The sequence below is a fragment of the Microcoleus sp. S28C3 genome (genome assembly GCF_036700785.1).
Lineage (GTDB): Bacteria > Cyanobacteriota > Cyanobacteriia > Cyanobacteriales > Microcoleaceae > Microcoleus > Microcoleus asticus.
In genome coordinates this window covers 1-13,872 of record NZ_JAUBPO010000143.1, presented here as the reverse complement: position 1 = coordinate 13,872, position 13,872 = coordinate 1, and the positions used below count along the sequence as shown (strand labels likewise).

Here is a 13,872-nt window from a genome sequence, read left to right as displayed (position 1 = left end):
AAATCCAAACTACCGAAAACTCCTAGAATACGGCTCTCTCAGAGCCTGACTCTCCCAAAATATGTCCGAACTGTTGGCCAGCCACAGCCAGGAGAACAACTATGTTTCGCAACACGAACTTACAAACAAAGCTAATTACCGCTTTTATATTGATGGGGTTGCTCGTCTTCGTGTTTGCTGGGGTAGGGTGGAGCGGGGTTTCCAGGCTAAGTGTACACATCAATACCCTCGGTGAGGATAGCCTGCCAAGTGTGACTGCATTGTGGAATATCAACGAAGGACAGACCCAAATTCAGGCATCAGAGCGATTACTCTTCGATCCAGAAATGACTAATGCACAAAGGCAAGAGGCATTAGCTAGAATTCAGAATGCCTGGAAACAAATCAACGAAAACTTTCAAAAATACGAAAAGATCCCGAATACCCCAGAGGAAGATAAAAACTACAAAGAATTTCAACAAAATTGGGATGCTTGGAAGAAAGCCCATGAAAAATTGCTGAATATAGAACAAGACTATAACCAAATTGGCATCCGCAATCCCTGGAAAAGGCAGGTTCAGCTAATTAGTCAGGGTAAGAGAAATTCACCAGAAATCGCGGCAGTTAAAACAGCACTGGAACTCCGTACCAAGATGGATGACTATGGCTCAAGTACAGAGGAGCCTTTATTTAAGAGAGCTACAAATTCAGTTATATCAGTTATAGCCTTCAATCAAGACATTGCAGACAAGACTAAGCAATCAGCCGATCGGGATATAAATCAGATTGGATTCTGGGTTGTTGTGGGTATGATTCTAGGTCCGGTGACAGCGATTATTTTGGGAATATTCTTTGTGGCGATCGCCAAGCCCATCGACAAAGCCCTCAAAGGCATTGTCAATATGATAGTCAGTTCTTCGAGCCAAATTGCCGCTACAGTTGAGCAGCAAGAACGGATCGTCAATCAGCAAGCAACGGCGGTGAATGAAACTACTTCCACAATGGATGAATTGGGAGCATCATCGCGCCAATCAGCAGAGCAAGCAGAATCAGCATCTAACAATGCCCGTGCGGTGTTAAACCTAGCGGAGGAAGGAGCCACAGGCGCACGTCAAGTTTTAAACCAGGCGGAAGATGGCAATAAGGTAGTGGAGAAATCTCTAGAGGGAATGTCTGAGTTGAGAGAAAAAGTGGTGGCGATCGCCGCACAGATTATGAAATTGAGCGAGCAGACTACTCAGATTGGCAGCATTACAGGCACTGTAACAGATTTAGCTAATCAGACGAATATGTTAGCTTTGAATGCCTCAGTCGAAGCTGTTCGGGCTGGAGAACACGGTAAAGGATTTGGAGTTGTAGCTAATGAAATTCGCCGGCTCGCAGATCAGAGCAAAAAATCTGCCGAGAAAATTAATACCATCATTACTGATATCCAGAACGCGATCAATTCCACAGTCATTGCTACAGATGAAGGCACGAAAACTGTCAAAGAAGGTATCAAACTTTCTCAAGATACAGCCCAAGCTTTTAAAGAGGTAACACAGTCGATCAATGATATCGTTTTGAAAAATCAGGAAATGACGATAACAGCTATTAACAATATCGTTTTGAAGAATCAACAAATTTACCTCAATGCCATGCAACAAGCATTGGCCGTTCAACAAGTAGTTGAAGCAATGAATACTATCAATTCTGGAGCTAAACAAACTGCAAGCGGCATTAATCAAACTAAGATAGGTACTCAACTACTAGACGGTGCGGCTCAAAATCTTAAAGCATTGAGTGCTAAATAGAGAGATTATGGGAGCAGGAATGTACGGAAAAATATTTTTTTTCCTCTAATCTCTAATCTGTAAAGATAAATTATGGATATTAATACGATGATTGTACTTAAGCTTATAATTTAATTCAGCTATAGCCAGCCACAGCCAGGAGAACAACTATGTTTCGCAACATGAACTTACAAACAAAACTAATCAGCGCTTTTATATTAATGGGGTTGATCGTCTTCGTGTTTGCTGCGGTAGGGTGGAGCGGGGTTTCCAAGCTAAGTGTACACATCAATACCCTCGGTGAGGATAGCCTGCCAAGCGTGACTGCATTGTGGAATATCAACGAAGGAAAGACTCAAATTCAGGCATCAGAGCAATTACTCTTCGATCCAGAAATGACTAATCCAGAAAGGCAAGAGGCATTAGCTAGAATTCAGAATGCCTGGAAACAAATCAACGAAAACTTTCAAAAATACGAAAAGATCCCGAATACCTCAGAGGAAGATAAAAACTACAAAGAATTTCAACAAAACTGGGATGCTTGGAAGAAAGCCCATGAAACATTGCTGAATATAGAACAAGACTATAACCAAATTGGCATCCGCAATCCCTGGAAAAGGCAGGTTCAGCTAATTAGTCAGGGTAAGGGAAATTCACCAGAAATCGCGGCAGTTAAAACAGCACTGGAAATCCGTACCAAAATGGATGACTATGGCTCAAGTACAGAGGAGCCTTTATTTAAGAGAGCTACAGATTCAATTAAATCAGTTATAGCCTTCAATCAAGAGATTGCAGACAAGACTAAGAAATCAGCCGATCTGGATATACATCAGACTGGATTCTGGGTTGTTGTGGGTATGATTCTAGGTCCGGTGACAGCGATTATTTTGGGAATATTCTTGAGCATTACGATCGCAAAGCCCATCGACAAAGCCCTCAAAGGCATTGTCAATATGATAGTCAGTTCTTCCAGCCAAATTGCCGCTACAGTTGAGCAGCAAGAACGGATCGTCAATCAGCAAGCAACGGCGGTGAATGAAACTACTTCCACAATGGATGAATTGGGAGCATCATCGCGCCAATCAGCAGAGCAAGCAGAATCAGCGCTGGATAATGCACGTCAAGTTTTAAACCTAGCGGAGGAAGGAGCCACAGGCGCACGTCAAGTTTTAAACCAGGCGGAGGAAGGAGCCACAGGGGCACGTCAAGTTTTAAACCAGGCGGAAGATGGCAATAAGGTAGTGGAGAAATCTCTAGAAGGAATGTCTGAGTTGAGAGAAAAAGTGGCGACGATCGCCGCACAGATTATGCGATTGAGCGAGCAGACTACTCAGATTGGCAGCATTACAGGCACTGTAACGGATTTAGCTAATCAGACGAATATGTTAGCTTTGAATGCCTCAGTCGAAGCTGTTCGGGCTGGAGAACACGGTAAAGGATTTGGAGTTGTAGCTAATGAAATTCGCCGGCTGGCAGATCAGAGCAAAAAATCTGCCGAGAAAATTAATACCATCATTACTGATATCCAGAACGCGATCAATTCCACAGTCATCGCTACAGATGAAGGCACGAAAACTGTCAAAGAAGGTATCAAACTTTCTCAAGATACAGCCCAAGCTTTTAAAGAGGTAACACAGTCGATCAATAATATCGTTTTGAAGAATCAAGAAATGACCATTACAGCTATCAACAATAGCGTTTTGAAGAATCAACAAATGACTCTCGCTTCTATCAACGATATCGTTTTGAAGAATCAACAAATTTCTCTCAATGCCATGCAACAAGCATTAGCCGTTCAACAAGTAGTTGAAGCAATGAATACTATCAATTCTGGAGCTAAACAAACTGCTAGCGGTATTAATCAAACTAAGGTAGGTACTCAACTACTAAACGATGCAGCTCAAAATCTTAAAGTATTGAGTGCCAAATAGAAAGATTATATCGATTCCGGTTGCACTCCTCACGATCATTAACAGTTCACTTTGAGTCAAACAACTGAAAATTGCGCTTATATTTGGTTGCCACTTTACTATTCCGATGAAGCGCAGATTTGATATGAAACCAGGAATGTACGGGAAAATAATTTTTATTATACTCTAATCTCTAATCTGTCTTTTGTATAAGAAGCCAAGTTGCGGGTTATTAGCGATTTCCAGGGATCTATTACGTCACTGAGATTATTCCCATTTTTTTACCCAACAAGATTGTGGCTGTCATTGTTAAGTTTTACAGTACCATAAATAAGCCCAAAAATAGCCCTTTCTCTAAAAAAAGCAAAGGGCTATCGACTTTTTAACTCAATTAATTAATGACTGTGCCCGTGCCCGCCGTGAGAATGCCCGTGTTCACCATGAGAATGCCCGTGCCCGCCATGAGAATGACCGTGATCCCCATGAGAATGCCCGTGCCCTTCATGAGAATGGCTGTGCTCGCGGTGCGCGGAAGCCAAACTCGGATTAACAGCAACCGCAGTTTCACTCAACAACGCTTCAATCTGCGGGTTTGCCCACTCAGCGGCCATTTTCAGAAACTCTGGATGGTCGTTAACGCAAGGCAATTTGCGGTAAGTAACTCCTTTACGCTGTTTCTGCAAAGACTCAATAATGTGGTCTACATCTAACAAAGTTTCGTGATTTTCTGTCGCAAATCCGATCGGCATAAAGACGATCGCAGTTGCACCCAAATCGATCAAATTCTTCGCAGCCAACGTCGCATCCGGCTGCGTCCATTCAATCAGCGGCGTGTCGTGGTTCAGCCAACCTACCGAAATCAAAGGATAGCGATACATCAAACGTTCCCGCACGCGATCGTACAAAGCTTGACTTTCCACAATTCCCGAAGTAAAGCCCTTCGCTTTGTGGGGACAACCGTGATTCATCAGCACAATCCCAATCTGAGAAGGCAAATGCGCTACAGCTAAATCGTTCTTAATTTCCTCTTCAACCAAATCCGCCATTAGCTGGATGTAAGCAGGTTCATCGTAAAAAGAAGGAATGTAGCGCTGTCCTTTTACCCAATGTTCCTTACCATCAAAGGTTTGTGCTAAAGCTTTATTCACCTGTTCGACTGCAATGCCGCTGGTGAAAACAGAATCAACTACCAACAGCGGATAAATCAGAATTTTGTCAAATCCTTCTGCTTGAATTTGAGGGATTACTTGTTCCGGCAAAAACGGCGCGCAAAAGTTAAAAGCTTTAAACACTTTTACTTTATCGCCCCATTTCTCCTGTAAATTCTTTTCAATCCCAGCGCGCTGCTGTTCAAAAATAGCATTGTGCGGCGAAACGAATTGACCGTGTTGGTGACTCCACTCGTGCAAGTCAAAGATTGCTAAAATCTTAGCCAGCGGCGGATAAATCCAAAGCGGTACTGGCGCAAACTTTGCCGTCAGCAAATTTAAAGCTTGTTCGTTGTAGTTGGCAAAATCGTCGTAGCTTTCGACTTCGCCGTAACCCATCAGCAATACAGCAACCCGATCGTTACTTGCGGGTGCTGCAGATGTTTTGAAATCGATTTTTTCTGGAGAAGCAACCACTTTGTATTCCTCAATTTTATTTATTCTAAGAGATCCAGGCAGGATGAAGGGTGAATGGGAGATTTTTCATTGTTTGCGATCGCACGACTGACGTGCGCGGGGCTGATTCCCGATTTCTGTGCCCATACTTCCCGGTCAAACCTCTTATTTATCCTAGAAACCGGATTGATGAGCATCAGTCCTAAGTCGGTTTTTTGACCTTGACCCGAAATTCGTAGGGCAGCTAAGCTGGCAGGCCTCTAATTTTCACAATCATGTTTCTTTAAGCTTTTGTGGGGTCGGCTTCGACGCCACCAGAAAAGTTAAATCTAAATACAGAACTGCTTAAAACTAGAATCAGGCTTTGCTAAGCTTGACAGGGAATGGGGCCTGGGGGGATAAGTTTTATGTTTTCTTAAGACTCCCTCACCTTGCCTCAGATTAATGCGGTTTGGAGCGTTCCCAGCTTTTAACTTGGGGGGATATTCTTCAAACTTGACTCTATTATAACTTTAACACCCTATCCCCTGGGGTAGTATATGATATAGTAGGCATATGATAAAGTTATGTTGCGAACTATATTAACTTTCTTGACGAACTATGAGACTGGTAATTTGCCCCGGAGTCCACGAACCAAAGCTAACCGACTGTTTCCTGACGGGACTTTCGGGGCTTTGGGGGCTGGCAGCCGATCGCCCAAACCAGCAAATAGTCGAGCCTGTCAAGATTTTTCCCGCTCATAAATATCCGCCTTTTTCTGCTTTTGACATATTGCACTTTTTGTACAGCCAAGAGTTAGCAGGAGAAAGCCTAGTATTTGTCAGCTTTTCGGCAGGAGTAGCCGGGGCGATCGGGGCGGCTTGGATGTGGCAGCAACTCGGCGGCAAAGTCGGGGCATTTTTTGCCTTAGACGGTTGGGGAGTACCTCTGGCGGGCAATTTTCCCATCCACCGAATCAGCCACGATCGCTTTACGCACTGGAGTTCGGCAATTCTCGGCAGCGGTGGAGAAAGCTTTTATGCAGATCCGCCGATCGAACATTTGGATTTATGGCGAGATCCCCAAACGGCAAAAGGCTGGCACGTCAGCCAAACCGCCGCCGGCATTGAGACTGTCGCACCCACAACCGCAGCAAAATTTTTAGTCCACCTATTGAAACAATACGGAGTCCAATCAGTTGTTTAATCTAAATTTAGTATCCTCAGCCATCGCACCTATTGCCACGATCGCCCGCCTCGACAATTCTGTCACTTCAGCCACAACAAACAGCCTCAAACAGTGGTTAATATTTAGCGCCTCAGCATTTTTAGTTTCAATTCCAGTATTCGTGCAAGCACCGTTAGTGCGTTTATATCCAACCATCAGTTTGCTATCAACTATCCCCTGGTTCGTACTTAGTTTAATCCTCATTTTCCGCCCCAAAACACAACTTTGGGGAGATTTATTATTAGGATTTGCCGGATGCTGGCTGGCAGGTTCTATCTATTGGGGCTGGTTCAGATGGGAACCTATTTTACATCTACCTATAGAAGCAATTGGCTTGCCTTTTGCTATTTGGTGCTTGGGCAAATCTTGGGGGAAAGTTGGCAGCTATTTTTATTTAGGTTCTCTATTGGGTACTGCCATTACTGATTTATATTTTTATTTAACTGGGTTGATGCCCTACTGGCGCCAAGTGATGCACGCGGAACCGGAATTAGCTATGCCGATTTTTCAAAGTGCGATCGGTCAAATTGAAACTCCTTGGGGCATAGGTTGCGCTCTAGTTTTAATCGCTGTGTTGCTAACAGTCGGTTTGCTGAGTTTGCGCGCCACGCACCTGCACTGGCGCGCGTTTAGCGGAGCGGTGTTAAGCACGCTTTTGGTAGATGGTTTATTTTGGCTGGCTGCTTCTGCGGCTTAAGATTTATGATTGGTTCCTATGTTGGTAATTTTTGAGCGCATATGTGGGCGGGTTGACGCAGATTAACGCAGCTTTTTTGAGATATCTAGTCTTGAGATTCCCGATTTATTAAAGAAGTCGGGAATTTGGGTATTTAGTGAACAATTATGAGTTAAAATCTAAAATCTAAAATCTAAAATCCCAAATCAAGATCATGTCTCTCATTTCAATTCGCGGTGTAGAACATTATTACGAGTGGATAACGGCAGATAACAGTGCCCAACCCAGCGGCAAACCAGTGATGGTATTTATGCACGGCTGGGCGGGATCAGCGCGCTACTGGGAAAGCACGGCACGGGCTATTGCGGATGATTTTGATTGTTTGCTCTACGATATGAGAGGTTTTGGTCGATCGCCCTTGCCGAAAGAGCCTCCTGAGTCCAGCTACGAACTCGAAACCTACGCCCGCGACTTAGCTGCATTATTAGAATCTCTGAATTTAAGCCGCGTCTTTCTCAATGCTCACTCTACAGGTGCATCAATTGCTACTTTATTTCTCAACCTTTATCCCGAAAAAGTAGAAAAAGCAATTCTCACTTGCAGCGGGATTTTTGAATACGATGAAAAAGCCTTTACAACTTTTCACAAATTCGGCGGCTATGTGGTAAAATTTAGGCCATCTTGGTTGGCATCGATCCCGTTTGCCGATCGGCTATTTATGGCCCGGTTTTTGCGCCGTTCGCTGCCCACAGAGGTCAGTCTGGCGTTTCTGAAGGATTTTTTAATGGCAGACGAGCAAGCTGCTATAGGTACAATGGTGACGGCTGTTAGCAAAAGAGCAGCCGAGGAAATGCCCCAAGAATTTGCGCGGCTGAGTGTTCCCACACTGCTTGTGGCCGGAGAATTTGACCAAATTATCCCTGCCATCATGGGAGAGCAAGCGGCCTCCCTCAGCAAAAAAGTAGAATTTGTTATAATTCCCAATACGGCTCACTTTCCGATGCTGGAGGATGCAGCAACATACTTGCAGCGAATTCGAGACTTTTTGCCAGCAGCGGCTTAGCTGAGTTATTGTTCATCTAATGTACGATCGGACAAGCAAGCTTTGACCCCGCCCAAAAACGGATACTTGCGAACAACAGGAGTTGCCAGCAGCCTAAAATTTTAGACTCTTGTTCAAGCTCCCAGATTCATCTGTGGAGTAAATCTCAAATCGTTCGACTCAGCGCTCGACGGCTCGACTGAGCGATCGCCCAACGTCTCGCCGAACGTGTCACGCCGAAGTCTCAAATCTCAAATCGACTGACAGTGGTTTTTGCTCTGATCTTAATTTTTAATTCCTAATTTCTTAAAGCGAAAGGTGGTACAATGAACGACCTCGACCAATACTATAAAGTGCTGGAACTGTTGCCGGGAGCTTCCAGAGAAGAAATTAGCCAAGCCTACAAGGATTTAGCGTTCATTTGGCACCCCGATCGCATCCCCAAAGATAATCCCCGACTACTACAGAAAGCTGAAGAAAAGATTAAGGAAATTAATCAAGCTCGCGAACAATTGCGATCGATTCAACCAAGAGGTCAGAATCAGAACGTTCAGCAAAAACATACTCAGCACAGAAACACCCAGCAACAAAATACTCAGTACAGAAACACCCAGCAACAAAACACTCAGCAACAAAATACTCAATACAAAAACACCCAGCAACAAAATACTCAATACAAAAACACCCAGCAACAAAACACCCAGCAACAAAATACTCAGTACAAAAACACCCAGCAACAAAACACCCAGCAACAAAATACTCAGCACAAAAACACCCAGCAACAAAACACCCAGCAACAAAATACTCAGTACAGAAACACTCAGCCACAAAACACTCAGTACCAAAACACTCAGTACAGAAATACTCAGTATCCAAACACCCAACACCAAAACACCCAGCCACCGCCGGCAAACCCAAAAGAACCCCACTACTCTTCTGAAACCTCTCCAGGAAAATATGCTGGCAATTATGCTGGAAATCCTTCAGGGCCTTATTCAGATGCGTCCCGCTACCAATCGCCCCCGCCGCAGCCATCTCAGTCTTACCGCCAAGCTGCGCCGCAAGCTCCCGATTTGAGCGGTTCCAACTTCCAAGGAGCTTCCTTAAAAGAAAAGGATTTTTCAGGAAGAAACTTGAGCAATGCAAACCTGAGTGAAGCCGACTTAAGCGATGCTTTTCTACACAACGTCAACCTCACAGGCGCGAATTTGCACAAAGCAAACTTGTTCAGGGCTAATTTGTTAGGGGCTTGTTTGATCAATGCCAACTTGAGAGAAACCAACTTAATCGGAGCAGATTTGAGCGGTGCAGACTTGAGCGGTGCGGACTTAACAGGAGCGAAAATCGGTTACGGCGATCGAGTTATGGTAAAACTCACTCGAACTACATTAACAGGTACAATCTTACCCGACGGTACGGTTCACAGCTAAACGATTTAGTTTGTAGTCAGTTGCTGTAGGCCCGGGTTTTACCCGAAATATTGGCTGCAACCAAAAAAACACAAAAATCCGCCCTTCGTCGCGAATTTTGGATCAAAACTTATATTATGTCCGCTAGAACAACTGCAATAAAATTGGTTGGTAGTGAGGAAGTTCGTCGTCTGAATTTTATCAGGACTTGCATTCCTCAATGCGCACCCATAGCGGTTAAATTACTTGAGATGATATTACCAGCTCGCGATCGCACAAACCGAGTTTTTTTATCCGCTTCAAGGACTGCAACGAAGTCTTTTGGTTCATCAAAGCCCGTGTCTGCCTCCAACACTGTTAATAGAGCTTTATATTACAGCAACCGCCAAAACGCTTCCTCTTTTTTCCTTCTACCTTCTTCTTTCTTCCTTCTTCTTTCCGTTATTAATTACTTCCGGCACGGCGAGCGCGTAACTTTTTTCCAACAGCCAGCATAGCACCTCCGGCCATCAAACCCCCCACAGTCATCGGTTCTGGAACCGGTTCAGGTTGAACCGTCCCCACAGAACCGCCTTTAATAAATACAGCAGAATCTAAATTGCCATCGCCCACATCTTTAATGCGGATACTGAGAACATTCGTCTGATTTTGCTTGAGCAAACCCTCAAAACCTAAAACTTTAGTAAAACCGTCGAGCTTAACGATGTTAGCAGCAATACCTGTCAAACTTGGGTTGTCAATATAGTCGGGGTGATCTTTAGAGCGATGCTTTGGATCTGGAACAAGATTATTAATTTTAACTGTTTTTCCGTCGCTCAATTTGGCCAAATTAGTGCCGTTCAGCAGCAGTTCAAAATTGTCATTATATTTAGAACCGCCGAACTCAGGAAACTCCTCAGAAGCAAATACATATTGAAAGAACAATTTTTCAACAGTGCTATTAGCAAAAAAGCTGAGGTTGAGCTGAGTCACATCCCCCTGTTCACCTTCAGGTCCAAAGTCCGTGCTTAAATCGCTGCCGATCTTGTCGTTATCGTACCGATTTTGACCCGGTATATCGGCCACTTTACCAGTGCTGAGAACAACACCTGATGTCAAACCGAAGGGGTCATTAGTGAAAGTACCAAAAGCAGCCGAATTACCCATAATTGAAACAGAGAAATTACTCAATCCGACTGTATTAGCCCCCAACAAATTATTTTTCAAAGTCTCAATGTTATTAGTTGCCCCTACCGAAAATGCCATTGCTGGTGCTGTCCACAAGCTCATAGCAGTAGTTAACGTAGCAGTTAAGGCAGCAATTTTGTGAGTAATTATCATAAGTTTTTCCGTAAAAATACAAACCTGATTTTATGCTTAACTTAATTTTTACATTATTTAGCTATCAATGTCTAGTGCCTTTACAATAATTTTACATCTAAGTAAATTTACGCTTTTTGTGCTTCATTATTTTGATAATTGCTGGCAGTTAGTCAGCACATAAACCTCACTGCAAAAATACGCATACAAAAACAGACGTACACAGACTAATAATTTTAGGACTTATGCACTGGAAACCAAAGAAACCGGGTTTTGATACTGTTTGCGATCGCCAAAATGACTAATGACTAATGACTCCGCCCAAAAACGCATACAAGCCCCAGACTCCTGTCGTGGAGAGATCGTAATTTTCGACCTAGTTCAAGCTCGCAGATTCATCTGTGGAGTAAATCTAAAATCGTTCGATTGAGCGCGGCTCGACGCCTCGCCGAAGTCTAAAATCAAAAATCTCTAATCGACTGACTGATTACTAAAACCCCCTTGCTTCTCCTTCCCCGCGCCGATCGGCAGCCCCTTCCAACCAACCATCCCCAGTCAGGACGATCGCATTGGCATTGCCCCAGCCGTCGCTTTCCACAATCAGGTGTCCCCGCCGCCGCAACTCCGAAAGCGTCGCAGCCTCAAAACCTCCCCGTTCCACCATCAGGCGATCCGGTTGCCACTGGTGGTGTACCCGAGGTGCAGACACAGCATCGCCGACATTCATGTCGTAAACCAATACGTTCAGTACAATTTGCAGCACCGTGGTAATAATCGTGCTGCCTCCGGGAGCTCCCGCAGCGAGGCGAAATTTGCCATTTTCTGTCACGATGACCGGCGTCATGCTCGATAAAGGAGTTTTGCCCGGGGCGATCGAATTTGCCTCCCCGCCCACCAAACCAAACAAATTCGGCACTCCAGGCGCTGCGGCAAAATCGTCCATCTCGTTGTTGAGCAAAATTCCCGTACCCGCAGCTACGACTCCAGCCCCAAAACCCCCATTCACCGTAAACGTTAAGCTTACTACATTGCGCTCTTTGTCAACTACCGTCAGGTGTGTAGTTTCCGGAGACTCCCACAGGAGACGGTTCAAAGTTTCAGCGTCAACAGCTTTTATCTCGCTGGAGGGTCTGGCTTTTGACATTTGGATTTGCGATCGTCTCAATTTGGCATAATTGCTGCTAGTCAGAGCTTTGACCGGTACACTCACAAAATCCGGGTCGCCCAAATACTCAGCCCGGTCAGCATAAGCAATCTTCATGCTCTCCGCCAGCAAGTGCAAAGTATCTGGACTTTGCCTCCCCAACCTCTTGAGATCGGTATCTCCCAGAATATTTAAGATTTGCAACAAATGAACGCCGCCGGAAGAAGGAGGCGACATGGCGCAAATTTCGTAAGCCCGAAAGTTGCCGCAAACTGGATTTCGCCAAATCGGCGTATAGTTTTTCAAATCTTCGAGAGTGATAATGCCGCCATTTTTAGCCATGTCGGCGGCGATCGCCCGTGCAATGTCCCCGCTATAAAAACTTTGCGGATTTTCAGCAATCTGTCGCAAAGTCCGCGCCAAATCCCGCTGCACCAAAATCTCACCCGGCTGGTATAAAATGCCACCACGAGTAAAAACCTCCCGCGCCGCCCGGTTTTTTTTGATAGCATCATGTCGTTGCTGGGTAGCCGTGGTAAACCGCGAACTTACCGGAAAGCCTTTTTCAGCCAGGGCGATCGCTGGCGCCACCACCGCAGCCCAAGGCAACTTACCATACTCCCGCTGCACTGTATAAAGTCCAGCAACAGTGCCCGGAATTCCCGACGCCAAATGCCCGTCCAGACTTGCCCTTTGGCGCACCTTGCCTTGCTTGTCGAGGTACATATCCCGCGCAGCCCTTATCGGAGCTCGTTCCCGGAAATCCAGCGCTTGCACAGTCCCCGTTTCGGCCCGCCGCAGCAGCAAAAAACCCCCGCCGCCGATACCCGCCGAAAAAGGCTCCACCACCGAAATAGCCAAAGCCGTAGCAGCCGCCGCATCCACTGCATTGCCCCCCTGTTGCAGCAGATCCAGCCCCGCAGCGCTCGCCAGAGGGTGAGCCGAAACAGCCATGCCCTGTTTGTTGCGCTGCTGCAAGTTTGACGGCGGCTGCTGGCAGCCGCCGCAAACCAAGACTGTTAGAAAACAAGTATAAATTTGCACTTTGCTCAAAAACTTTGGCAACATTTTTTACGGGTGATTCGAGAATTTTTTACAGTATAATTTTACACTCATCTTCGCTAAAACCGAGCGGTACCCATCTCAACCGCAGATAAATTACCTGTTATGGCAGACGGGGAAACGATATGAGCCTGGGAGGCTCTCGCGGTGAAAGAGGAAGAGAGAAATGAGGGACAGCTTATGGCAACTTAATAATTAAACAAGCTTGAAAAAGCATTTTTATTGATTAAATAGTGATTTAAATAAAGCTGATGAATGCAGAAAAAAAATTAGTAGTTGACACATCAAAAACAAGGCATTAAAAATTTTAGGTGATTGCTATTGCAATGCAACACCTAGCAGACCTATGCGATCCGTTTTTTTGCAGTTTTTGGACTGGTGAGTTAATCAATAAAACAGGATTTACCCACTCTTGACAAGTAGGGAACCGCAAATAAAACTTAATATCTTGTAGGGTATTGTAGGACTCCGAAAGCGCGGAATATGTATACTAAGAGCCAGTTTATGGGTGCAAAACCCGCCTCTCCCCACGTTATGTTTATTTGTATCCGCTCCATAGTCCGGACAGTTTTGATTTCATAGTCTTAACCCCTCGATTTTACGTTGGTATCTCGATCGCGGAATCGCCTTGAAACCCTTATTATACGGTTGGAAATCAAAAAATGTCCGAACTAAGCTGTTGTGCCTTTAAATATTGGAGTTTAGACTAAGCAGGTCAAAAAGTGCGCTCGCCCAAAGACCGGCAAACGTCCATACTCCAACGGCAACG

Annotated in this window: 9 protein-coding genes; 6 read left to right on the top strand and 3 right to left on the bottom strand. The window is 44.9% G+C overall.

Annotated elements, in window-relative coordinates; genetic code table 11:
* Positions 1-101: 101 nt before the first annotated feature.
* A complete protein-coding gene (locus QUA13_RS28820; protein ID WP_333204059.1) occupies positions 102-1,772 on the top strand; it encodes a methyl-accepting chemotaxis protein in 1,671 nt (556 codons plus the stop codon).
* A 149-nt stretch (positions 1,773-1,921) separates the two neighbouring features.
* Positions 1,922-3,682 carry a methyl-accepting chemotaxis protein gene (locus QUA13_RS28815; RefSeq protein WP_333204057.1) on the top strand — a complete coding sequence of 587 codons (1,761 nt, stop codon included), beginning with the start codon at positions 1,922-1,924 and terminating at the stop codon, positions 3,680-3,682.
* Positions 3,683-4,056: 374 nt separating this feature from the next.
* Here the strand turns inward: QUA13_RS28815 and QUA13_RS28810 are convergent, their stop codons facing one another.
* Positions 4,057-5,286: a ferrochelatase gene (locus QUA13_RS28810; protein WP_333204055.1), complete on the bottom strand. Its 1,230-nt coding sequence runs from the start codon at positions 5,284-5,286 to the stop codon at positions 4,057-4,059.
* A 579-nt stretch (positions 5,287-5,865) separates the two neighbouring features.
* Here QUA13_RS28810 and QUA13_RS28805 point away from each other — a divergent pair.
* The 4 genes from QUA13_RS28805 (at position 5,866) to QUA13_RS28790 (ending at position 9,619) form a co-directional block, all read left to right on the top strand.
* Positions 5,866-6,450 carry a hypothetical protein gene (locus tag QUA13_RS28805; RefSeq protein WP_333204053.1) on the top strand — a complete coding sequence of 195 codons (585 nt, stop codon included), beginning with the start codon at positions 5,866-5,868 and terminating at the stop codon, positions 6,448-6,450.
* Complete coding sequence (locus QUA13_RS28800; RefSeq protein ID WP_333204050.1) at positions 6,443-7,168, top strand: DUF3120 domain-containing protein; 726 nt, start codon at positions 6,443-6,445, stop codon at positions 7,166-7,168. Before QUA13_RS28805 ends, QUA13_RS28800 begins: the two co-directional genes overlap by 8 nt.
* A gap of 193 nt (positions 7,169-7,361) precedes the next feature.
* Positions 7,362-8,210 (top strand): alpha/beta hydrolase, encoded by an 849-nt coding sequence (locus QUA13_RS28795; RefSeq protein WP_333190288.1) that lies wholly within the window; start codon positions 7,362-7,364, stop codon positions 8,208-8,210.
* Between the two features lie 305 nt (positions 8,211-8,515).
* Positions 8,516-9,619, top strand: a complete 1,104-nt coding sequence (locus QUA13_RS28790) for a pentapeptide repeat-containing protein (protein ID WP_333204048.1) — start codon at positions 8,516-8,518, stop codon at positions 9,617-9,619.
* Between the two features lie 423 nt (positions 9,620-10,042).
* On the opposite strand, the gene QUA13_RS28785 is transcribed toward QUA13_RS28790, so the two are convergent.
* Both QUA13_RS28785 and ggt read right to left on the bottom strand, forming a co-directional pair.
* Positions 10,043-10,918, bottom strand: a complete 876-nt coding sequence (locus QUA13_RS28785; protein ID WP_333204046.1) for a choice-of-anchor L family PEP-CTERM protein — start codon at positions 10,916-10,918, stop codon at positions 10,043-10,045.
* 469 nt (positions 10,919-11,387) lie between these two features.
* On the bottom strand, positions 11,388-13,109 hold the full coding sequence (ggt, locus tag QUA13_RS28780) for a gamma-glutamyltransferase (protein WP_333204044.1): 1,722 nt from the start codon (positions 13,107-13,109) through the stop codon (positions 11,388-11,390).
* Positions 13,110-13,872 lie beyond the last annotated feature (763 nt).

Excerpts from the sequence above, each read along its gene's own strand:
- QUA13_RS28790 (WP_333204048.1), top strand. The coding sequence starts at position 8,516 with ATGAACGACCTCGACCAATACTATAAAGTGCTGGAACTGTTGCCGGGA.
- QUA13_RS28815 (WP_333204057.1), top strand. The coding sequence starts at position 1,922 with ATGTTTCGCAACATGAACTTACAAACAAAACTAATCAGCGCTTTTATA.
- ggt (WP_333204044.1), bottom strand. The coding sequence starts at position 13,109 with ATGTTGCCAAAGTTTTTGAGCAAAGTGCAAATTTATACTTGTTTTCTA.
- QUA13_RS28805 (WP_333204053.1), top strand. The coding sequence starts at position 5,866 with ATGAGACTGGTAATTTGCCCCGGAGTCCACGAACCAAAGCTAACCGAC.
- QUA13_RS28820 (WP_333204059.1), top strand. The coding sequence starts at position 102 with ATGTTTCGCAACACGAACTTACAAACAAAGCTAATTACCGCTTTTATA.
- QUA13_RS28795 (WP_333190288.1), top strand. The coding sequence starts at position 7,362 with ATGTCTCTCATTTCAATTCGCGGTGTAGAACATTATTACGAGTGGATA.
- QUA13_RS28785 (WP_333204046.1), bottom strand. The coding sequence starts at position 10,918 with ATGATAATTACTCACAAAATTGCTGCCTTAACTGCTACGTTAACTACT.